The organism is Streptomyces sp. NPDC002467 (assembly GCF_042889825.1).
Taxonomy (GTDB): Bacteria; Actinomycetota; Actinomycetes; order Streptomycetales; family Streptomycetaceae; genus Streptomyces.
On the sequence record NZ_JBIARJ010000002.1, the window covers coordinates 310058 to 331080 of the forward strand.

16 protein-coding genes and 1 riboswitch are annotated in these 21023 nt (G+C 72.2%); of the genes, 4 read left to right on the forward strand and 12 right to left on the reverse strand.

The window, feature by feature from the left end; translation table 11 throughout:
- Window positions 1-13: 13 nt before the first annotated feature.
- Both ACFYYJ_RS04765 and ACFYYJ_RS04770 read right to left on the reverse strand, forming a co-directional pair.
- Entirely contained in the window at window positions 14-1021 is a 1008-nt protein-coding gene (locus ACFYYJ_RS04765) for an MASE1 domain-containing protein (protein WP_389128472.1), read from the reverse strand.
- A 38-nt stretch (window positions 1022-1059) separates the two neighbouring features.
- On the reverse strand, window positions 1060-2454 hold the full coding sequence (locus ACFYYJ_RS04770; RefSeq protein WP_389128475.1) for a PP2C family protein-serine/threonine phosphatase: 1395 nt from the start codon (window positions 2452-2454) through the stop codon (window positions 1060-1062).
- Window positions 2455-2637: 183 nt separating this feature from the next.
- Here ACFYYJ_RS04770 and ACFYYJ_RS04775 point away from each other — a divergent pair, with 183 nt between their 5' ends.
- A complete protein-coding gene (locus ACFYYJ_RS04775) occupies window positions 2638-5079 on the forward strand; it encodes a SpoIIE family protein phosphatase (protein ID WP_389128478.1) in 2442 nt (813 codons plus the stop codon).
- Window positions 5080-5151: 72 nt separating this feature from the next.
- On the opposite strand, the gene ACFYYJ_RS04780 is transcribed toward ACFYYJ_RS04775, so the two are convergent.
- Window positions 5152-5985 carry a hypothetical protein gene (locus tag ACFYYJ_RS04780; RefSeq protein WP_385127073.1) on the reverse strand — a complete coding sequence of 278 codons (834 nt, stop codon included), beginning with the start codon at window positions 5983-5985 and terminating at the stop codon, window positions 5152-5154.
- Between the two features lie 145 nt (window positions 5986-6130).
- On the opposite strand from ACFYYJ_RS04780, the gene ACFYYJ_RS04785 reads away from it, so the two are divergent.
- Window positions 6131-6565 carry a VOC family protein gene (locus tag ACFYYJ_RS04785; protein ID WP_389128480.1) on the forward strand — a complete coding sequence of 145 codons (435 nt, stop codon included), beginning with the start codon at window positions 6131-6133 and terminating at the stop codon, window positions 6563-6565.
- Window positions 6566-6587: 22 nt separating this feature from the next.
- Here the strand turns inward: ACFYYJ_RS04785 and ACFYYJ_RS04790 are convergent, their stop codons facing one another.
- From ACFYYJ_RS04790 to ACFYYJ_RS04810, 5 genes are all read right to left on the reverse strand, one after another.
- Window positions 6588-8180 (reverse strand): alpha/beta fold hydrolase, encoded by a 1593-nt coding sequence (locus ACFYYJ_RS04790; RefSeq protein ID WP_389128482.1) that lies wholly within the window; start codon window positions 8178-8180, stop codon window positions 6588-6590.
- Between the two features lie 12 nt (window positions 8181-8192).
- The gene (locus ACFYYJ_RS04795) at window positions 8193-9761 is read right to left on the reverse strand and encodes an alpha/beta fold hydrolase (protein WP_389128484.1); all 1569 of its coding nucleotides are present in this window, start codon (window positions 9759-9761) and stop codon (window positions 8193-8195) included.
- 166 nt (window positions 9762-9927) lie between these two features.
- Entirely contained in the window at window positions 9928-11343 is a 1416-nt protein-coding gene (locus ACFYYJ_RS04800) for an amidase (protein WP_389128487.1), read from the reverse strand.
- A 107-nt stretch (window positions 11344-11450) separates the two neighbouring features.
- Window positions 11451-12338: a DUF4436 family protein gene (locus tag ACFYYJ_RS04805; RefSeq protein ID WP_389128489.1), complete on the reverse strand. Its 888-nt coding sequence runs from the start codon at window positions 12336-12338 to the stop codon at window positions 11451-11453.
- Between the two features lie 296 nt (window positions 12339-12634).
- Window positions 12635-13909 carry a PucR family transcriptional regulator gene (locus tag ACFYYJ_RS04810; protein WP_389128491.1) on the reverse strand — a complete coding sequence of 425 codons (1275 nt, stop codon included), beginning with the start codon at window positions 13907-13909 and terminating at the stop codon, window positions 12635-12637.
- A gap of 238 nt (window positions 13910-14147) precedes the next feature.
- On the opposite strand from ACFYYJ_RS04810, the gene ACFYYJ_RS04815 reads away from it, so the two are divergent.
- A complete protein-coding gene (locus ACFYYJ_RS04815; RefSeq protein ID WP_385127111.1) occupies window positions 14148-15437 on the forward strand; it encodes a lipase family protein in 1290 nt (429 codons plus the stop codon).
- A 67-nt stretch (window positions 15438-15504) separates the two neighbouring features.
- On the opposite strand, the gene ACFYYJ_RS04820 is transcribed toward ACFYYJ_RS04815, so the two are convergent.
- From ACFYYJ_RS04820 to ACFYYJ_RS04835, 4 genes are all read right to left on the reverse strand, one after another.
- The gene (locus ACFYYJ_RS04820; protein WP_389128493.1) at window positions 15505-17865 is read right to left on the reverse strand and encodes an ADP-ribosyltransferase domain-containing protein; all 2361 of its coding nucleotides are present in this window, start codon (window positions 17863-17865) and stop codon (window positions 15505-15507) included.
- A gap of 106 nt (window positions 17866-17971) precedes the next feature.
- Entirely contained in the window at window positions 17972-18418 is a 447-nt protein-coding gene (locus ACFYYJ_RS04825; protein WP_385127057.1) for a hypothetical protein, read from the reverse strand.
- Window positions 18411-18860 carry an Ohr family peroxiredoxin gene (locus ACFYYJ_RS04830; protein ID WP_385127055.1) on the reverse strand — a complete coding sequence of 150 codons (450 nt, stop codon included), beginning with the start codon at window positions 18858-18860 and terminating at the stop codon, window positions 18411-18413. The genes ACFYYJ_RS04825 and ACFYYJ_RS04830 overlap by 8 nt, the downstream gene beginning before the upstream one ends.
- A gap of 76 nt (window positions 18861-18936) precedes the next feature.
- A riboswitch (guanidine-III (ykkC-III) riboswitch) is annotated at window positions 18937-18998 on the reverse strand.
- 53 nt (window positions 18999-19051) lie between these two features.
- Complete coding sequence (locus ACFYYJ_RS04835; RefSeq protein WP_385365692.1) at window positions 19052-20074, reverse strand: AraC family transcriptional regulator ligand-binding domain-containing protein; 1023 nt, start codon at window positions 20072-20074, stop codon at window positions 19052-19054.
- Between the two features lie 175 nt (window positions 20075-20249).
- Between ACFYYJ_RS04835 and ACFYYJ_RS04840 the strand changes: the two genes are divergently transcribed.
- Window positions 20250-21014: a type 1 glutamine amidotransferase domain-containing protein gene (locus ACFYYJ_RS04840; protein ID WP_389128498.1), complete on the forward strand. Its 765-nt coding sequence runs from the start codon at window positions 20250-20252 to the stop codon at window positions 21012-21014.
- Window positions 21015-21023 lie beyond the last annotated feature (9 nt).

Consider the following 21023-nt stretch of genomic DNA (forward strand, 5'->3'; position numbering starts at 1 on the left):
TGGTGAAACCCCGCTACTCGGTTCGCCCGCCGTCCTCCTCCGGCTCTCCCGCACGACCGGGGAGCCTGGGGCGGCGATCACCGGCGGTGGCCGTGGCCACCATGTCGGCCAGCAGCGTGCAGGCTCGCGCGATCTCCTGCTGGGTCTGGTCGCGCTGGCTGACGGCGGCCGCGACCAGCAGTGCGGTCAGCGCGGAAGAACCGTTGAACGCCTGGAGGGTGATCATGTTGGTCAGCAGGTCATGACCGGCGAACGGGCCTGAGCCGCGGGCGGCGGCGGCGATGGCGAAGGTCGACACGGACAGGGCGCACAGCGCCGCCCCGGCCAGCTGGAAACGGAAGGCCGCCCAGATCAGCAACGGGAAGCCGAGGAACATGAGCGGTGCGTCGCCGGTTTCGAGGAATCCGACGCAGACGGTGGCCGCCAGGAGCAGCAGTCCCTCCGCCCAACGGTACGGCTCCGCATGTCGCGGCCAGCGCGCGTAGCGCAGGACCAGCAGGACGGGCGTGACGATCAGTACGCCCATCGCGTCGCCCGTCCACCAGACCGACCACGTCGGCCAGAATTGCCCGGGGCTCAGCCCACCGGAGAGGGCCAGGGTCCCGCTGCCCACCGTCGCGCTGATCAACATCCCGGTGAGCGCACCGAGGAAGATCAATCCCATGGCATCCCGCAGACGGTCCAATCGCGTGCGGAACCCCGTACGACGGAGCAGCGCGTAGGAGCAGACGGGCGCGAGGGTGTTTCCCGCCACGATCGCCAGGACGGCCGGCATCGACGGGCCGAGCGGGGCATTGACCAGGAACGCGCCCAGCGCGATTCCGGGCCAGACCCGCAGACCGAGCAGGAGCAGGCTCGCCAGGGCGATACCCGTCGGCGGCCACAGCGGGGTGACCTGGCCTCCCACCAACTGCTGGATCAACCCCAGCGTGGCGGAGCCGTAGTACAGCGCGGCGACGGCGCAGATCTCCAGGACGGCCAAGCCGGCCTGCCGGACCCGATCAGGCCGCGCGCCAGTCATCAGGCGATACCTCCGCATCGATATCGTCCCGCACCTCATCATCCCTCGGATCCCTCGTATCCTCCACGGCGCCGTTCAGCCGGAGGCCAGGCACCGGGATCGGGGTGGGGGGTGTGCAGGGCGAGGATGGCCAGGTCGTCGTGGCCGTCGCTGGGGTGGTGATCGGCCAGAGCCTGGACGAACTCCTGCAGCGGCAGGTCGACGTGGACGGTGGCGAGATCGGCGAGCCGGTCGAGACTCTCGTCGATGGGGTACTCGGGATGCTCGACCAGCCCGTCCGTGAAGAACACCACGGTGGACTCCGGGGGCAGGAAGCGGGAGTGGTCGGGGCGGGGCTGCGAGGGGTCGACCCCGAGCGGTACCCCGGGCTCGGCGAAGAGGTACTCCACCGGACGCCCAGGGGTGATCAGCAGCGGTGGGACGTGACCCGCGGTGCTCCAGTGGAGCCGCCAGCCCGATTCCTCGGGTTCGATGCGCGCCAGGGTCGTGGTGGTGACGGGGTTGCTCGTGATGGCGTGCAGGGTGCGGTCGAGCTGGGCGAGGATGGTGCTGGGCGGATCGCTCTGGCCGAACAGCAGGGCCCGCAGCATGTTGCGGGTGGAGGCCATGGAGGCCGCGGCCTTCAGGTCGTGGCCGACCACGTCACCGATGACGACCGCCACGGTGCCGTCGCCCAGCGGGATGGCGTCGTACCAGTCCCCGCCGAGTTGACTGGGCCGGGCGGCGGGACGGTAGATGGCGGCGGCGGTGAAGGGCCGCAGGTCCGGCAGGGTGGGCAGCAGCAGCCGCTGGAACTGCTCGGCTCCGAGGCGAACCCGTTCGAAAAGGCGGACCTTCTCGATCGCGATTCCCGCGGCACTGGCCAGCGCGACGACGACGTTCTCGTCGTGGACGTCGAAGGGGCGTCCGTCGCGCCGCTCGGAGAGGTAGAGGTCACCGTAGATCTCGCCGCGGACACTGATGGCGACGCCGAGCAGCGTGTGCATGTGCGGGTGGCCGGACGGGAACCCGACGGACGACGGATGGGCCGAGATGCCGTCGACCCGCAGCGGTTCCGGGTGGTGGATCAGGTGCCCGAGGACACCCCGACCGAGGGGCAGGCCGGTCCCGGCCAGATCGGCCCGTTCCCGCTCGGACAGACCGGCGGTGATGAACTGCTCCAAGTGCTCGCCGGAGCCGCCGAGTACGCCCAGCGCCCCGTAGCGGGCACCGACCAGATCCATGGCGGTGGTCACGATGCGGTGCAGGACGTCGGGCAGCTCCACCTCCTGACTGATGGACACCACCGCGTCCAGCAGGCCCTGCAGCCGGTCCATGGCGGCCAGCAGCGAGCGGAGTTGCTCGTCGATCCTGGCCAACTCGGTGCGCAGGCGCACGTGCAAGTCGGGAAGGTACTGCCGCTCCGGGTGGTTGGCCTCCTCGTTTCCCGCCATCACGAGCGCCCGGCGTCAGGATCGCGCTCCGAGCGGTGCATTCCGGTCTCCTGACACGACCCTGGTCAATCGGGACCACAGCGTGGCACGGCCGAACAGGTAAAACGGTCATTACTCCGAAGGCGGCATGCCACTTTGGGGCGACCCTCTGCCGACGTACGGCGCCGCGGGGATACTGAAGGTATGGACGCACCGGCACCGGGACCGGGTGAGGTTCCCGAGGACCCGTTCGCGCTGCACAACTCCGCCTCGGCGGTTCTGGACGACCTCGGCAGGGTCGTCGGCTGGAGCGACCGCGCACAGGAGCACCTCGGCTACCGGCCCGACGAGGTGCTGGGCCGCACGGCCCTGGAGCTGATGTTCGATCCCGGTGACCGGGAGGCGGTCCGGGACGCGGCGGCCGCATGCGAGCGCGACCGGGGCTGGTCCGGCGTCCTGCACGTCCGGCACCGCAGTGGGCGACGGGTGGAGCTGGGCTTCCGGGCCCGCCCCGTCATCCGCTCCGGCTCGGCCCGTGAATGGTTCCTCGTCGTCGCCCCGGCGGAGGAGGTGCGCCGGTGGGAGACCGATCGATCGGTCCTGGACGGTCTGTTCCGGCGCTCCCCGATCGGCCTGTCCGTCCACGCCCCCGATCTGAGCATCCTGCGGATCAACCGGGCACTGGCCAGGTTCACCCAACTCTCCCCGGCGGAGATCCGAAGCCGACGCATCGGCGACTTCCTCATCGGTCCGGACCTGGAGACCATCGAAACGCGTCTGCGACGGGTACTGGAGACGGGCACCCCCCTGATCTTCACCGAGCAGCCCTGTCGCCTGCGGAGCGATCCCGGCCGGGAGCGGGTGGTCTCGGTGTCGGCGTTCCGGATGGAGGACCCCTCCGGCGAGATCCTCGGGGTCACCCAACTGGTGGAGGACGTCACCGACCGCCACCGCGCCCGGCGGCGGCTCGCCCTGCTCAACCGGGCGAGCGCCCTCATCGGAACCACGCTGGACCTCGACCGGACCACCCGGGAGCTGGCCGACGTCGCCGTCCCCGACCTCGCCGACGCCGTCTCGGTGGATCTGCTGGAATCGGTCGCCCGAGGCGACGAGACCGCCGAGGAGGAGAGCGGAGCGGTCCACAGAATGGCCGTCCACTCGGTCGTGGAGGAGGCACTGGGGGTGATGTACTCCGTCGGAGAGGTCTTCCACTTCGACCCCCGCACCCCGCAGGCCAGGTGCCTCGACGAGCAGCAGCCCATCCTCGAAGCGGTACTCCGGAGCAGCCCGGGCTGGTACTTCCGGGATCCGGAGCGCACACGGCGCGCCTTCGGACTCAAGGCCCACTCGCTGATCGTCGTACCGCTGACGGCCCGCGGTCTGCTCCTCGGCCTGCTCAGCCTGTGGCGCGCCGAGCGGCCCGAGCCGTTCGAGGAGGACGACCTCACGCTCGCGGAGGAATTCGCCGCGCGGGCCGCGCTGTGCATCGACAACGCACGCCGCTACACCCAGCAGCACCAGGCCGCGTTGACCTTGCAGCGCAGCCTGCTCCCGCAGGCGTTGCCCGACTACAGCGCGGTCGAGGTCGCACACCTCTATCTGCCGGCCGATCCCGCCACCGGCGTCGGAGGCGACTGGTTCGACGTCATCCCGCTCTCCGGGGCACGCGTCGCCCTCGTCGTCGGCGACGTCGTCGGCCACGGTCTGCACGCCGCGGCCACCATGGGCCGCCTGCGCACGGCCGTGCACACCCTGGCCGGCCTCGACTACGCCCCGGACGAGGTCCTCTCCCACCTGGACGACCTGGTCGTGCGCCTGGCAGCCGAGCAGGAGCCCGCCGACGGACGCTCGCGGGGAAGGCAGATCGTCGGCGCGACCTGCCTCTACGCGGTCTACGATCCCACCTCCCGGCGCTGCACCCTGGCCCGGGCAGGCCACTTGCCACCCGCCGTCGTGACCTCGGACGGAGAGGTGAGCCTGCCCGACCTTCCCGAGGGGCCGGCGCTCGGGATCGGTGGACTTCCGTTCGAGTCCGCCGAAATGGAACTCGACGAGGGAAGTCTGCTGGCCCTGTACACGAACGGTCTCGTCGAGGCTCGTGGCCTCGAACTCGACGAGGGGCTCGATCGGCTGCGGGACGTCCTGTCCCGGCCCGGCCGCTCGCTGGAGGAGACCTGTACGGACGTGCGGGCCGCCCTGCTGCCGGAGCACCCACCGGACGACGTCGCGCTGCTCCTCGCCCGCACCCGCGTGTTGGCGCCGGAGCAGGTCGCGTCCTGGGAACTGCCCGCGGAGCCGGCCGCCGCGGCCCGGGCACGGCACCTGGCGGAGACCACACTGACGGGGTGGGGCCTGGAGGAGCTGGCCTTCACCGCCGAACTGGTCGTCAGCGAACTGGTCACCAACGCCTACCGGTACGGCGGCGGCGGGTCGGTGACCCTGCGGCTCATCCGCGACCGCAGCCTGATCTGCGAGGTCTCCGACGGCAGCAGCACGGCTCCGCACCTACGGCGCGCACGCACCACCGACGAGGGCGGCCGCGGCCTGTTCCTGGTGGCCCAGCTCACCGAACGCTGGGGCACCCGCTACACCCGCGACGGCAAAACCGTCTGGACGGAGTTCCCCCTCACCGCAGGCGAGTTGTAGCCGCGGGGGGATCAGCAGGGGCGCCCGCGCGGACGATGACGAGCGGTCCTTCGTACGAGGGCCGGCTCGCGTTCATCGGGCGGCGTACGTGCGCGCGGTGAGTCTGCGCTCCGCCTGAGGGGCGATGGACAGGGCGAAGCCGTGGTTGGCGGCGATGGCCCGGGTGTGGTCCGCGGAGAGGGAGCCGTGCCGTTCGAGGGTCAGGGCGGGCAGCGCCGAGCGGTCGTGGCCGGTTGCGCGGTGGAAGGAGAGCACGGTGGTCGACATCGGCTCGTGATGGGGGTACCGGCGGCGTGCCGCGGCTTCGTCCTCGTGGACCAGGGTGGTGACGCCGGGCTCGTGGCCGAAGTCGGCGATCACACCCGCGGCTCGCCAGTGGGCGGGCTCGTGGACCGCACCGGTCCGGTGACGGGAGCGGTTCGACGAGGTGATGGACAGCAGGTCCGTGGCCGTCGCGTCGAGCGCCGCCGAGAGGAACTCGTTGGAGGGGCAGCGGTAACCGGGCCCGATCAGCTGCACGGTCGCGATCCCGTCCTGGACCGACGTCAGGTGCGCGGGGACGTGCTCGGCGGCGGGGCCCCGGAATCCGAACGGGCCGAGGGTGAAGAGCTCCTCCACCAGGTCCTGGATCTGCCGCCGCCGGAACTCCGCCGGCAGCCGGCACCAGTCGAAGAGGGACGGCACGTGTTCGCCGATGGTGGTGACGCTGCCGACCTGATCGGCGGGGCGGCCCTTCATCAGGTTCACGCGCTCGACGACGGCCCGGTCGGGGCGCGCCGTGAGCGCGTAGAAATTGCCGAACCCGTGCGCCACCGCCTGGCCCCGGGCCAGGGCCGCCGAGGTGTGCGTCACGTCCTCGGCGTTGCCCAGGAACAACTGCCCGGCGACCTTGGCTCGTGCACTCATCTCGGCCTCCCGGCGTGATCGTTTAGACGTCCAACGATCCGTCCGCCCGACGGTCACTTGCCTCGTCCCGCCGATGCCCGGTGGGCACCGGCGGCAGCCGGAAAATACCCGGACCCGGAGCCGCACCCCGCTCTACGATGGCCCGATGTCGACGATCAAGAAGTTCCAAGTCACCTTCGACTGCGCGGAACCGGAGCGCGTGGCCCGCTTCTGGTGCGAGGTGCTGGGGTACGTCGTACCGCGGCCACCGGAGGGTTTCGACACCTGGGCCGAATACGACCGGTCCCTGCCGCCCGAGCGTCAGGGAGCGGGGTTCTCCTGCATGGATCCCACGGGAGTGGGCCCGCGCCTGTACTTCCAGCGCGTCCCCGAGGGCAGGGTCGTCAAGAACAGGGTGCACCTCGACATACGCGTCGGCACGGGGCTCGTGGGCGAGGAGCGCGTCGCGGCCCTGGAGGCCGAGTGCGCGCGACTGGTCGCGCTCGGGGCGGTGCGCGTACAACTGCTGCGCGCCGATGGCTTCGACGAGTCGTGCCTCGCGATGCAGGACGTCGAGGGCAACGAGTTCTGTCTCGACTGAGTGGCCGCGGGGCGGCGCGGGTTCAGGGGGCGATCTCGAACGCGGGCGGCTTCAGGCCCTTCAGGCACGTGGTGTCCGGTGCGGACGGGTCGTCGAAGAAGGAGACGGTGATCTCCTGCGCGCACTTCGACGTCGCGAACACCACGTGGGGTTCGTAGGGGACCGTCACCACGGTCGCGTTGCCCAACGTGCGGGCGACGTAGGGGCCGTTGTCCGCGCCGGTCTGGGAGTCGAACCCGCCCGAGATGGCGAGGGTGGGGATGTCGCCGCGGGTGACGTCCCGGATCGAGCGCGCCGCCGCGGGCACGTTCCAGGCGGCGCAGTCCTCGCGGAGGAAGGCGAGCTGCGGGGCCTGGGCCTGCACCGAGCGGGGGTACGACGGGAAGGCCTTCTGCCCTCCGCGGAGCGCCGCGCCCTGGTCCTCGTACGGTGTCCACTCGCTGCAGAAGATGCCGTAGACGAGCCCGTGGGCCACTCGTCCCATGGCCTGGGGGCTGAGCCTGCCCCCCGCGTACTGCTCGGCGATCCGCTGCGGTTTGCCGTGGGCCAGCTCGTCGAGCTCCGCGGGTACCTGGGGTGCGATGTGCGTGGCGGAGGTCATCCAGGTGACCAGCGCGCTGCCGTCCAGTACGACCTTCACCGGCTTCGGCTGTCCCGGGACGGTGACCGTGGTCGTGATCGGCTTGGCCTCCAGCTCACGTACGAGGCGGTCGAAGGTGGCCGACAGGTTCGGATAGCGGCGGTTGCACGCGGGCTGCTCGGCGCAGGCCTTGAACAGGCCGTCGAAACCCTGCTTGGCGCTGCTCCAGGTCGCGGCCGAGCCCGCCCTGGACGGCGGCAGGATGCCGTCGATGCCGACCGACCGGAGCCCTTCCGGGTGCAGGCGCATGTAGACGAGCGCCAGGTGGGTGCCGTAGGAGATGCCGTACACGTTCCAGTTCTTCACGCCGAGCGCGGTCCTCAGGTCCGCGTAGTCGGCGGCGCTCTCGGTGTCGTTGTAGGCACTGAGGTCGATCCCGCGGGCCGCCAGCTTGTCGCGGCAGGCCTTCGTGGCGGCGACGTGCAGCCGCTCGGTGGACGGCGCGTTGGAGACGAGGCCGACCGCGCGGGCGTTGAACTCGTCGATGTTGGGGCAGAGGACGTTCGGCTCGGCCGAGTACGTGCCCCGCTGGGACATGAGGATGAGGTCACGGTCGCGGTTCAGGCCGCCGTCGACGGCCATCTTCGCCTCGCCGACCGCGTCGTCGCCGGGGCCGCCGGCCAGCCACACGATCGGGTCGGGCGCGGGCTTGGCGGCCAGGGCCGGCACGATCGCGACGCCCAGCCGGATGGTCTTGCCGTTCGGCTTGGCACGGTTCTCGGGCACGGTGAGCGTTCCACAGCGGGCCCCCTTGAGTTCGGGGACCGGGTCGGCCGTCTTCGGGCAGGGGCCCGGCTCGTAGGTCGCGTCGCCAGCCTTCCCGGCGGTCGTGCCGATCGGTGTTCCGCCGTCGTCCTTCGCCCGGGCCGGCGCGGCGAGCAGACCGGTGATGAGGAGTCCGGTCGCCGCACCGGCCGCGGTGGCGCGGATCCGTCGCGTGGCGCTCCGGCGGCGGGGCGTGGGGTGGGAAGCCATCTGTCCTCCCGGTCACTTCGGGACGATCGTGAACGGCGCCGGCTTGAGACCGGCCACGCAGCTCGTGTCGGGCGCGGTCGGATGGGCCAGGAACGAGGCCAGTACGCTCTGCGCGCACGGCGACTGCGGGACCACCCAATGCCCGATCCCGGGGATCAGCACGGAGGTGGAGCGGGACAGGGTGCGGGCGGCGTCCCTCGCGTAGCTCGCCCCGGTCTTCATGTCGAAGGACCCGGAGATGACGAGTGCCGGGACGGAGCTGACGGTGGCCACCCGGTGCCGTGCCGCGTTGCTCGCGACGTTCCAGACCCCGCACACGTCGTACTCGAAGGGCAGCTGCGGTGTCTGGACCAGGACCGATTCGGGCCAGGTGGGGAAGGCGTCGCGGCCCGCCGCCAGTACCTGGGACTCCGAGGTCCCCGGTACCCACTCGGAACACGCCACCGACTGCGTCAGTCCGTGCGCCGCGATGCCGACGGGCTGGACCGAGTCCTTGGCGCGGCCCTGCGCGAAGCGCTCCGGGTTGCCCCGGGCGAGCTCGTCGAGGGCGGCCGGGAGGTCCTTCGGCTTCACGTTGAAGCCGACCATCAGGTTCAGCAGGGCGCCGCCGTCGAGGACGACCTTGACCGGGGTTCCGCCGCCGGGCGGAGTGGCGTTCAGGGTCAGGGGCTTCGCCTCCAGCCTGCGGACCTGCTCGTTCAGGGTCTTGCGGAGGTCCGGGTAACGGCTCTTGCAGGCGGGTTCGGCGGCGCAGGCGTCGAAGGTGTTGTCGATGCCTTCCCTCGCGCTCGGCCAGCCCCACGGCAGCTTCGTGACCTGGGGCGGGCTGACCGAGTCGATCGCCAGCGAACGGATCCCCCGGGGGTGCAGGCGCAGGTAGGCGAGACCGAGGTTCGTGCCGTACGAATAGCCGTAGACGTTCCACTGCGCGATGCCGAGGGCCGTGCGCAGATCGGCGAAGTCGGCCGCGTTCTCGGTGCTGTTGTACGCGCTGAGGTCGGTCCCGTCGGCCGTGAGGCGGGCCCGGCACTGTCGGAACGCCTTGAGCATGAGCTGCTTCGCCGCCGGCGCGTCCCAACCGAAGCCGACGGCCTTCTCGTTGAACCGGTCGACCTCGGGGCAGGCGAGGTTCGGCTGGTCGTAGAGGTTTCCGCGCTGGGCCATGACGATCAGCTCGCGGTCCTTGTTCAGACCTGAGTCGATCAGGAAGGGGATGTCGTCGAAGGTGTCGCCGCCGGGGCCGCCCGCCATGAACACCACCGGGTCCGGAGCCGGCTTCGCCGAGGCGGACTTGATGACCGCCACGGCCAGCTTGATGGTCCGCCCGCCGGGTCGGGTGCGGTTCTCGGGGACCACCAGGAACCCGCACCGCGCCGTGGCCAGCGCCGCGATCGGCTCGGGGGTCTTCGGACAGGCCCCGGGGACGAACCGCGGCGGAGTCGCCGGGCTGGGCCCGGAGGGGCGACCGGGGGACGGGGAGGGGGAGGGGGAGGGGGCAGCACCGGCGGGCGTCGCGCCGAACGCCGCCAGACAAGCCAGAGCGGCCGCGGCAGCCGCCGCGTTGACTCGGTGCAGTGTCATGGGATTCCGTTCCTGTGCCGGCGTCGTGCGGCGGCCCGGAGGGGCCGCGCCGCAACGGTGTGGGCGGAACGCGCGCATTTCGACGGTACCGGCAGGTGCGGACGTACGCACTCCGGCGGCCGCGGACCGGTTGTAGGGCGCGATCACATGACGGGAGGCCCGGGCGTCAGAGGTCCTGGACGCGCCGGAACGGCCGGTCGGCCTCCAGCTCGAACGCGACCTCCAGCAGCTTGCGCTCGGCGCCCGGACGGCCCGAGAACATGACGCCGATGGGCAGCCCGTCCTCCGTCGCGCTCGCCGCGGGCACCGAGATCGACGGGGTGCCGACCACGTTGTTGACCGGTGTGAACGCCACGTACGCCAGGATCCGTTCGATGAGCGTCGGGTACGGAACGGTCGGGCTGAGGTGGCCGATCGGCGGCGTGGAGTGGGCGAGCACGGGCGACAGCACCAGGTCGAGCCCGCGGAAGGACGCCGCGTACGCCTGCTTCGTGCGCTTCAGTCGCCGCAGCATGCCGGGAGTGCGCCGCCACTTGCCCAGGTACTCCTCGCGCAGCCCCCGGCTCAGGCCGTCCATGCGGTGCCGGTCGAAGTCCGAGCCGAGGGTGCGGCCCGTGACGCCGAGGAGGAACGACAGCATCCCCCAGTACGTGAGGAAGTCGTCCGTGAAACTGGGGTCGAGGCCCAGTTCCACCGGCTGGACGGTGTGGCCGAGCCGTTCGAGCGTCGCCACGGTCTCCGTGACCGCCGCCCGGGTGGCGTCGTCGGAGCCGACGCCGTTCGGCGAGTCCAGCAGGAACCCGATGCGCAGCCGTTGGTCCGAGGGGCCTTCGACCAGGCCCAGCGACGGCAGCGCGGGGTTCTTCCAGTACGTCTCGGCGGCCGCGAGGAAGGCGGCGGCGTCCCGGACCGATCGGCTCACGATCCCGTCGGAGATCAGGTCGAGCGGCAGTTGACGGCTCTGGGCGTTCGCCACGACCCGGCCGCGGGTGGGCTTGAGGCCGACGAGCCCGCAGCAGGCCGCGGGTATCCGTATCGAGCCGCCGCCGTCGTTGGCGTGCGCGATGGGCACCGCCCCGGCCGCGACGAGCGCCGCGCTGCCGCCCGACGAACCACCGGCGGAGAAGCCCGTGTGCCAGGGGTTGCGCACCGGTTCGGCGCCCTCGTACTCGGTGGTCGGGCTGAAACCGAACTCCGGCAGCCGGGTCTTTCCCAGCACCGTGACCCCGCTGCTGAGGAACTGCCGGGCGAACGGTGCGTGGCGCCGTGCCGCGCCCGGGCGGAAGGCGGCACTGCCGTGGCCCGTGGGCAGCCCCTGGTAGTCCGTGTTGTCCTTGACGAAGGTGGGCACGCCGGCGAAGGCGCCGCCCGTCCCCGCGGCGGGCGCGGGGGTTTCGACGTACGCCTGGACCGCGCCCAGCCGTGCCTCGACCGTCCGGACCCGCTCCTGCGCGTCCCGGGCCGCCTCGGCGGCGGAGACCTCGCCGCGCCGGATCGCCGCGGCGAGACCGACGGCGTCGTGCTCTGCCAGGGCGTCGTCCCGGAAGGCGTGCACCATGGTCCGTTCGTCGAAAGTCGTCACCGCTGCTCAGCCCCCGGCCGTGTGGATGGTCGCCCTGCCATCATTGCCTACCGCCGGGTAACCCGCGAGTGGTTCCGAAGGATGCCGAGCGTATTTTCGACTCCGGATCAGGGGTTCTGGGTGTCTTCGGAGCGGATGGCGCCGCGGACGCCCGTGATGACCGTGACGGTCAGACAGAGGGCGATGACGGTCTCGGCCCACAGGAAGGCGAACCAGTCGAGCACGGAGCCGATCGGGGGTGAGCCGGGGGCGGTGTTCCGGAAGGCCGAGAGGGCGAACAGGGTGGCGGCCATCCAGGCGAGGGCGGGCCACACCAGGCCCGAATCGTGGGTCATCAGGTACCAGGACCCGATGATCACGGATGCCGCCAGCGCCCACATCACGATCATCATGAACACGGCGAAGACGAGCAGGCTGCCCGACCGGAACACGTCCAGGCCCACGAGGACCCCGCGCTGGGTGGGCACGGGGACCGCGTCGACCGCGAAGAGGGTGTCGTTGTTGGAGAACAGCATCCGCACCGGCACTTCCCGGCCGCCCACCTGCGCCGCGAACCCGATGTCGGTCTGATAGGCGTCGAACGGGTAGTCGCTGATCGATCCACCCGTCATGGCGACCTCCACGTCCTTGGTCGAGAGCCGCTCGTGGGCCTTGAAGGCCAGGTCGCCGACGGTGGCCTCGGTGGTCTGGAGGCTGAGGTCGGCCACCGGGGAGACCCCGTCCTCCTCGCCGAGCGACCCGCGCGGGACGACCCGGACCCGAAGGACCAGTTCCCTGGCAGCGGCGTCGACGCGCTGGATCGTGGCCTCCACGTCCACCCGGTCGGCGGCCGAGGATCCGACGACGTGGACCTTGTCGTTCGCCTGCCGCTCGGAGAACTGCAGCCACGACCCCACGCCCACCGCCGCCACGATCAGCACCGCGATGGGGAGCAGGATGGGCAGGAGCGAGGTCCGGAAGCGGCGTGGGCGGGTGGGGTCCGCGGGTGGGGCCATGGTGACTCCGGCGAGGTGGGTGGGGCGACGGGCTCGCCGTCTCCTCGGGATACGGGGCGGTGGCCGCAGGGCGATCCTCGTCGACGGGGCCGGGGATCCGCCGCATCCGGACCGGGCGTGTCGGCCGACGTCGGCCGGCCCGGGGCGTCGACCCCGGAGTGCCGGCGCCGACGTCGGCCGGCCCGGGGTCCACCGGCCTGGGGTGTCGGCGCCGGGGCGGTGGCGCCGGGGCGTCGAGCCCGTGGCGGCGGCTCCCGAGTGTCGGCGTGTCAGGCGGCGTCTGCCGCCTCGGGGCGTCAACCGGTGTCGGGTTCGCCCCGGCGAACGGCGTCGTGCGCGGCCAGAGCGGCGTGCAGGGTCAGCAGGTCGGCGCCCCGGGCCGCGTCCAGGCCGGTCAGCTCCGTCGCCCTGCGCAGGCGGTAGTCCACCGTGTTGGGGTGGATCTGGAGCCGCGCGGCGGCCCGGCGCCGGTCGAGGCCGCAGGCGAGGAACGTGCGCAGGGTGTCGAGCAGCTCGGGGCGCCCTGCCAGCGGGCCGAGCAGCGCCGCGAGCCCGTCCCGGGCCGAGCTCGGGCGGCTCAACTGGTACTCCAGCAGCACGTCCTCCAGCAGGTACAGCCCGGGTCCCCGGCCGGACGCCTCCGCTATCCTCCGCACCTCGCCGACCATCCGGGCGGCGTCCGCGACGCCCTCCGGCGCGGCCGCGGCCGCCGCCACCAGCAGCTCGGCGCCGCACATCAGACCGAGTTGCTCGACCAGCCGGCCGAGCCGCTCCCGGTCCGCGGCGGCGAAGTCCGCGGCCGGTCCCTCGTACGGGATCAGCACCAGCCCGCCGTCGTCGGAGAGCACGGACAGCGGGACGCCGGGGGTCTGGCGCTGCAATTCGTTGCGCAGCCGCCGGAGTTTGCGGCGGGCGGCGACGGAATGGTTGACGCCGGGCCGCAGCTCGTCCGGGTGCGGTCCCATGGTGATGCCGAGCACCAGGTAGGAGGGCGGCAGCCGGATGCCGGCGCGGTCGGCCGCCGCCCGCGGGTCCCCGCCCTCCAGGAGACGGGACAGCAGGGACTGCCGGGCGACCTGCTCGTCGCCGAGGGCCGCCTGACGCTCCTGTACGTAGCCCGCCGCGACCGCGCAGCTGACCAGTCGGAGGTAGCCGAGCAGCCGGCGCTGGACCAGCAGCACGTCCGCCAGGTCGTCCGGCCCGGCCGTCGCGAGGACCTGGGCGGCGCACTCCTCGGCCCCGAAGTGGTAGGCGCCGACGACGGCTTCCAGCGGCACGCCCTCGTCGGCGCGCCGGGCCGAGGACTCGCTGATCCTCGCCAGTTCGGACTCCTCCGGCAGCTCGCCGCCGCGCAGCACCCGGATGAAGGCCCGGATGCCCCTGTCCACTTCCTTGGTGATCTCGCCGCGGAGCTGTTCCGAGGGCAGCGCTCCGTAGGCGGGCAGCTGCTCGACGAGCCGGGCCATCACGGCGGGGGCGAGGGTCGGGGCGGCGGCCAGGAGCCGCTTGTGGACCGGTACGCCGCCGAACCGCGGCCCCTCATCGCCTTCCACGGGTTTGGCTGCGGTCACAATCAACCTCGCGAATCTCTGTGGTGCGACCCGGAGACACGGCCCCCAAATGCCACCATTCTGTTTTCCGGGACGTTACTTACCAGTTGGTAACACGCCCGCCCGGTGGACCGCCAGCCGCGATCGGACCCAGACCGCAACCTCCACCGGATCCCCACGCCCCCACCCGCAGCGGAGGACCGCCGTGCTCGCGCCCAGAAACGCTGTTCGTCTCCTGGCCACCGCCCTTGTCGTCACGATGGCCGTGACCGCCGCCCCCGCGGCCACGGCCGCCGAGGTCACGCCGTCGAGTGCCACCGCCGGCGACTCGTTCTACAGGTACACCGGCAGCGAACCCCTCGCCTCGTTCGCGCCGGGCACCGTGCTGAAGACGCGGACGCTCCAGTACCACCTCGTGGGCCTTCCCACGCCGGTCAAGGCGATCCAACTGCTCTACCGCACGACCGACGCCCAGGGCCGTCCGTCCGCCAATGTGACCACCGTGGTGCGCAGTCTGACGGGCGACGGCGGCAAGGCGGTGTCCTACCAATCGTTCTACGATTCGCTCAACCCGGAGGACGGCCCCTCCCGGGCCGTCGCGGGCAACGTCAGCCTGGGCGGCGCCATCGCGAACGCCGAGTCCCTCTTCCTCGCTCCGCTGCTCCTCCAGGGCTACAACCTGGTCATCCCCGACACCGAGGGACAGACCGCGAACTTCGCGGCCGGCCCGGAGTACGCGACCAACACGCTGGACTCGATCCGCGCCGCGACCGGGTCCGCGGAGACCGGCATGAACCGGGACACCAGGTTCGGGCTGTTGGGCTACTCGGGCGGCGCCATCGCGACCAACTGGGCGGCCGCGCTCGCACCCACCTACGCACCCGAGGTCAACGCGAAGCTCGTCGGATTCGCGGAGGGCGGTCTGCTCGTGGACCCGGCGCACAACCTCAAGTATGTGGACGGCTCCCTCGTGTGGACGGGTGTCATTCCCATGGCGCTCATCGGCGTCTCCCGCTCGTACGGCATCGACCTCAAGCCCTACCTCAACGACTACGGGCAGGGGGTCTACCAGAAGCTGGAGCGCGGGTCGATCGTCGACGCACTGGGCCGCTACCCCGGGCTGACCTGGAAGAAGATGGCGAAGCCGCAGTACGCCGACCCGAATTCGGTGCCCGCCTTCCTCGACGCGGTGAACCGGATCAACCTCGGCTCGGCGCCGACCCCGTCCGTCCCGGGATTCATCGCCCAAGGCAACGGGGGAGTCCTGGAGGGGACCTTCAGTAACCGTCCGGGCATCGGCACCGGTGACGGGGTCATGGTCGCCGGGGACGTCCGGACACTGGCCCGGCAGTACTGTTCGACCGGCAACGGATCCATCGAGTACCAACAGTTCGACCTGCTCAGCCACGTCGGCGTGCCCGTCGTCTGGGCGCCCCTCGCGATGGGCTGGATGAACGACCGGTTCGCGGGCCGGACCGCCCCGTCCGACTGCGGTCGCATCCCCGCGGGCAACTCCCTGACCCCGGAGCAGCCGGTGCCGGCGTCCTGAGGCCGCGCGCGGCCCGTGTCCCCGCCGCCGCATTCGATGCGGCGGCGGGGACACGGGCGAGCGGGGGTCAGGACACCATGGAGGCGTCGGCCACCTCGGACAACCTGACCGTGCACAGCCCGCCGCGCTCGCTCTTCACGTCCGTCACCTTGAGCTGCGTGCCCGGCGCGAGGATGTACTCCTCCTCCCCGGTGAAGGCGGAGAAGTTCCGGATCCCGACCGCCTGGGAGGGCGTCACCTCGAAGAGGGTCCGCTTGCCCCGGCTGCCCAGGAAGGACCGGGCCACCTTCAGGTCGGAGGTGCAGGAGGAGACGCCCCACCAGGTCACCGTGCTGCCCACCGGGTACTGCGACCGCAGGTCCAGCGACACACCGCGCCACAGCGGCTGCGTGTGGGCGGGCAGCCCCGACACCGCCGAGAACAGCAGCCGCAGGTACGGCAGGTAGGGCGTGACCCTGGTGCGGTCCGGGGAGCGCAGGACGGCGTTGATCTCCCGGTAGAAGGCGGACTCGCAGGTGTAGAGGTAGAGCGCGGCGATCGCGTCGGCGGACAGGCCGACGGTCGTCTCGTCCGCCCTCCGCTTGCCGAAGTCCCGAGAGCGGTCGATGTGTCCGGCGATCCCGGACAACGCCTTCGCCACCGGGGCGACGGCGTCCTGGAAGTCCATCAGCGGCGTGTCGAACACACCGGTGATCGCGGGGAGGACCAGGCCCTCGTCCTTGACGCTGGTGAGTCGCTCCAGGTACAGCTGGTGCAGGTTCATGGTCGACTCGATGAAGGCGCCCATGCGTGCCGCGACACCCCCGTCCCCGCCGCCCGCGGCGGCCGCCGCCCCGTCCCACCCCTTGCTCGGCAGCCAGTCGATCCCGTCGGCGCCCAGCGAGGCGAGGGCCTCGTTGACCATCGCGAAGTGGTCGCCCTCGCAGAAGATGTCGCCCTGCGCCGCCGGGTTCGCGTGGTCGATGTGCCGGACCTCGACGTCCGGGTACTTCTCCTGGAGCCGCAGGACGACCTTCTTCAGGCTGCGTGCGTGCGCTCCCCACCACGCGAACACGACCCCGCGGTCCTCCTCGTCGGCCTGCTGCTTGGCCCTGAGGATCTCCTCGACGATCCGTTCGGCGACGGGCCGCCAGAACGTCGTGTGCTGGTCGGCGCCCATCGCACCGTCACCGCTGGCGGTCAGCGAGGCGTTCAGCAGCAGCACACCCTGGGTCAGCATCGCCTGGAACCACTCCGGCGGCTGGACCGTCTCGCGCTCCTTCAGCAGTGCGCGCACATCGGCGATGGGCGTCTTCTTGGCGATGCCGTACTTCCACATCGCCGCCGCCTTGATGATGCAGCGGATGCTGACGACCCGGCCGAACTGGCTGTCCTTCCAGTCGTTGAAGGTGTTGTCGAACATGGCGATGCCGGTCGCGCTCTCCGGGCGCGGGTACGGGTTCTGGCCGAAGACGACGACCTTCCACTTGTGCGGCGGGTTGGGCTTCAGCGCCTGGAAGGTCAGTTCGCGGACCGGGACGACCTCGGGACTGCGGCCCTTCCCGATGAACCGGGCCGCGTCGGGCCGCGCCTCGATGACGGGCTTCAGGAGCGGGAGCCAGGGCTCACCGCCCCCGTCGAAGAGTTCGGCGAGGGCCAGCGGGTCGTCCGCGGCGGGCTGGGCCGGGTCCTGGGCCTGTGCCGGTGCGACGGCCGTCGGTTCTGCTGCCGGTTCCGATGGCGGTTCTGCTGCCGGTTCCGGGGCAGCGGCCGCTGCGGCCGGGGTCGCGGCCGGCGGCGGCACGATGCGCACCCGCTGCTCGACCGGGGCGTTCTCGATGCCGTCCAGTTGCGCGGTGATCGTGGCGCGCAGCTCGTCGTCGTCCTCGAACCAGTGGTCGTGGAAGAGCGTGTAGCCGGTCCACATCAGGTTCGCGCACACCCTGGCCGGAACCCTGCCGGTCTGCGCGCCCATCCCGACCAGCGCCACGGAGCGGATGCTGCCGGGTTCCTTCCGGTTCTGCCGGTGCACGGCCTGGAACGCGGCGGCGCACGCCAGGGCCACGTTCAGCGTGGCACTCACGTTCTGCGAGGACCGCACCATCGTCGGCGTCGAGATCAGGTACCGGGGGACCGTCGCCCCCGACGGGACGCAGACCGCGCTGCCCACCGGGAGGGTGCCGGCGAACCGGTCGCGGATCGCGCGCTGCACCCGCAACTGGATGCCGGATCCGAGGTGCCGCTTGATGACGGCGTCGACCCCGCCGTCCATCCGGCCCCGGGAGTTCGTCGGCGTGACCCAGGCGTCGACGTCCTCGTCGAGGATCGAGCCCCGGCGGATCTCGATGCCGGGGGTGTCCGCGAATGCCGCCCGCCAGGCCTCCACCACACGCTCGTTGACGTCTGTCAGTACAACCCTGAGCACGGGTCGGCCACTGCTCTCGGTCATCGTCCACTCCTGTCGGAAACGGCTTCGGCAACAACTCGAACCTAGCCGCCACCACTGACAACGCCGTTCCGACAAGGGGACGATGACCTGCCGTCATGACAGCGCGTCACAGCCGCCAGTACGTACCCGCACGGGAATCGACGTGCACCACGTGCCGGCCGACGCGCACCACGTGGTGGTCCTCACCGGACCAGGAGCCGGTGGCGCCGTCGGCGCCGGGCAGCGGGGTCCAGATCTCCAGGAAGGTGCTGCCGTCCGGGTTGGTGCCCCGCTCGACGAGGTTCGCGCCCTCCCGCCGGAAGGTCCCGGCGTCCTCGCCGGGCTCGCCCGTGAGGTGGTGGAAGTGGACCTGTGAACCGTCGAAGGAGGTCGTACCGGCGAAGCCCCGGCTGTCGGCGTAGTACGGGCCCGCCTGCAACCACACCACCTCGCGGTCCTCCAGGAGGGGCCCGCCGTCGCGGCTGATGCCGCGCCGCAGCCAGGCGCCGTGCTCGGGCACCGGGATGCCGGGGCCGGCCTCGAACCGGTCCGTCGGCGGCCGGCGCTCAGGCACGGTCGGCGGGGGAGTCGTCCACGGCCAGCAGGGTCAGCGGCACGTTGCCGCGCACCGCCTGCGAGTACGGGCAGACCGCGTCCGCACGGTGCAGCAGGGGCTGGAGGTCCGTCGCCCGCCACCCCGGCAGGCTGACGGTGAGGGCCACCGCGAGGCCGTAGCCCGCGGGGGTGTCCGTGGTGCCGAGCTGTACTTCGCAGGCCACGCGCGCGGCGGAGGCGTCCGCCCCGAACTCGGCGGCGACCTCCGCGAGCGCGGACGTGAAGCAGGCCGCGAAACCGGCCGCGAACAGCTGCTCCGGATTGGTGGTGCCGGGCACCTTCTTGCGCGGCGGGGCCAGGCGGACGTCCAGCCGACCGTCGTCCGTGCGGACGGAGCCGGTGCGGCCCCCGTCGGCGTGCGCGGTCGTCCGGTACAGGCTGCGGGTGAGTGGCACGGTCATGGCGTACGGCCCATCTTGCTCGACGAGGACGCTGCCGCGGGCGCGGACAGCGGTCGGCGCCGCTCCTGCGGCACCTCGCGCGTCGTCGTGCGTAACCGGGTACGGCGCATCTCGTCCGGGGCCTCGCAAGGCCGCCGCACAAGTTAGCAACGGAGGTGGCCGTCCGGGGACCCGCAGGGCGGTGACCTTCCTCACCCGTTGGCGGCCCCGCCGTGATCCGGGGACGAGAGCCGGGGCCCGCGGCTGCGGTACGCCCCCGGAGGCATGCCCTCCCACCGGGTGAACGCGCGGACCAGGGCCGTCGCACCGCTCAGGCCGACGAGGGGCGCGATCCGGTCCAGCGGCAGGGCCGTGGTATCCAGCAGCCGTCGGGCCCGGCCGTGGCGGGCCGTGTCGAGGAGCGTGCGCCACGACGTGCCCTCCGCCTGAAGGGCCCTTCGCAGGGTCCGGACGCTGAGGCCGAGCTCCCTGGCGGGGCCGGCCGGGCCCGCGTCCCCGAGCGCGGCGTGCTCCAGCCACTGCCGTACGCGCTCGGCCACGGCCGGGGGCGAGGACAGCCGGTGCAGGAGCCGGTCGGCGTAGTCCCGGTGCAGGGCGTTGAGCGCCGGATCGTGGAGCGGCCGGCGCCGGTCGAGGTCCTCGTGGGCGACCGTGATCACGTTCTCCGGGGCGTCGAACACGACCGGGCAGCCGAGGACGCGGGCGTACGGCTCCGCGGAGCCCGCACGCGGGTGCGCGAACGAAACGGACAGCGGCGCCCAGCCGTCGCCGGCGATCCAGCGACCCGCCCGCACCATGCTGCTGACGACCGCCTCGACCTGCTGGGGGTGCATGGCCGCCGGGTCGACGGTCGGCCGGTAGCGGACCCGGCCGGCGTCCCCCCGGCGGTCCACGCTCACCCTGCCCGCCTGGCTCACCAGCGGGTGGTAGCGCTCCGCCGCCAGCGCGGCCTCCGCGAGGCTGGCGCTCGTGAGGACGAGGTGGCCCAGGATGTGCAGGCCCGTGGGTCGGATGCGGTCGCCCACGAGGAGCCCGGTGTGCGGGCCGGCCCCCCGGGCGCCGAGGACCTCGTCCCACAGGACACGCATCTCGGCGTACCCCAGCCGGTCCGCGGGCAGGGCCCGGTGACCGGAACCGCCGCTGCCCTCCGCCGCGGCGCTCAGCACGGCGAGGGCGTAGCACGAGGTGACGGTGGGAGGCTCGATGAGGGACACGGCCGCCAGTCAATGCCGGAGCACGGGCCGCGTCAACACCGCCTGCGCCGCGGTCGCGGGGAGGCACGGCGCGACCGGCGGCCCGGGGAGTCAACGGGTTGGCCGCCGGGGTGAATGACCGCTGCGCGGAGCGCTCCTAAGGTCGCCTTCGGACACCGCTCATGAGGAGTACGCCGTGATTCTCTTCCTGCTCCCCGCAGGCGACTACGACCCGACCGAGGCGGCGGTGCCCTGGGCCGCGCTGCGCGACGCCGGCTTCGAGGTGCGGTTCGCGACCCCCGCCGGGAAGGCCGCGTACGCCGACCCCAGGCTCACCGACCTCGGCTTCTCCTGGCTGTCGCCCTGGCTGATGACCCGCCGCGCCGAACTCGCCGCCTACCGGCGCCTCACCGTGGACCCCTGGTTCCTCGCCCCGTTCGCCTACGAGGACGTCGAACCGGACGCCGTCACGGGTCTCTTCGTACCCGGCGGCCACGCAGCGGGCATGCGGACGCTGCTCGAAGACGCCACCGCCCAGCGCCTGTTCGCCCGGGTCTTCACCCGGGGGCTGCCGGTCGGCGCCGTCTGCCACGGTGTGCTGCTCGCCGCCCGCGCCACCGATCCCGCCACCGGGCGCTCGGTCCTCCACGGCAGGCGCACCACGGCCCTGACCGCCCTGCTGGAGCTCACCGGGTGGAACCTCACCCGGCTCTGGCTGGGCCGCTACTACCGCACGTACCGCACCACCGTGCAGCGGGAGGTCACCGCGGCGCTCGCCGATCCGGGCCACTTCCTCACCGGCCCGCCGCTGCCCGTCCGCGACACCGCCGCCCGGCCCGGACGCGGCTTCACCGTCAAGGACGGCAACTACGTGTCCGCGCGGTGGCCCGGCGACTGCCACCGGCTCGCCGCGGACTACCTGGCCCTGGTCCGCGCCCACGAGGCGGCCCAATTGTCATGAACGCTTCTT

Excerpts from the sequence above, each read along its gene's own strand:
- ACFYYJ_RS04765 (WP_389128472.1), bottom strand. The coding sequence starts at position 1,021 with ATGACTGGCGCGCGGCCTGATCGGGTCCGGCAGGCCGGCTTGGCCGTC.
- ACFYYJ_RS04770 (WP_389128475.1), bottom strand. The coding sequence starts at position 2,454 with ATGGCGGGAAACGAGGAGGCCAACCACCCGGAGCGGCAGTACCTTCCC.
- ACFYYJ_RS04775 (WP_389128478.1), top strand. The coding sequence starts at position 2,638 with ATGGACGCACCGGCACCGGGACCGGGTGAGGTTCCCGAGGACCCGTTC.
- ACFYYJ_RS04780 (WP_385127073.1), bottom strand. The coding sequence starts at position 5,985 with ATGAGTGCACGAGCCAAGGTCGCCGGGCAGTTGTTCCTGGGCAACGCC.
- ACFYYJ_RS04785 (WP_389128480.1), top strand. The coding sequence starts at position 6,131 with ATGTCGACGATCAAGAAGTTCCAAGTCACCTTCGACTGCGCGGAACCG.
- ACFYYJ_RS04790 (WP_389128482.1), bottom strand. The coding sequence starts at position 8,180 with ATGGCTTCCCACCCCACGCCCCGCCGCCGGAGCGCCACGCGACGGATC.
- ACFYYJ_RS04795 (WP_389128484.1), bottom strand. The coding sequence starts at position 9,761 with ATGACACTGCACCGAGTCAACGCGGCGGCTGCCGCGGCCGCTCTGGCT.
- ACFYYJ_RS04805 (WP_389128489.1), bottom strand. The coding sequence starts at position 12,338 with ATGGCCCCACCCGCGGACCCCACCCGCCCACGCCGCTTCCGGACCTCG.
- ACFYYJ_RS04815 (WP_385127111.1), top strand. The coding sequence starts at position 14,148 with ATGGCCGTGACCGCCGCCCCCGCGGCCACGGCCGCCGAGGTCACGCCG.
- ACFYYJ_RS04820 (WP_389128493.1), bottom strand. The coding sequence starts at position 17,865 with ATGACCGAGAGCAGTGGCCGACCCGTGCTCAGGGTTGTACTGACAGAC.
- ACFYYJ_RS04830 (WP_385127055.1), bottom strand. The coding sequence starts at position 18,860 with ATGACCGTGCCACTCACCCGCAGCCTGTACCGGACGACCGCGCACGCC.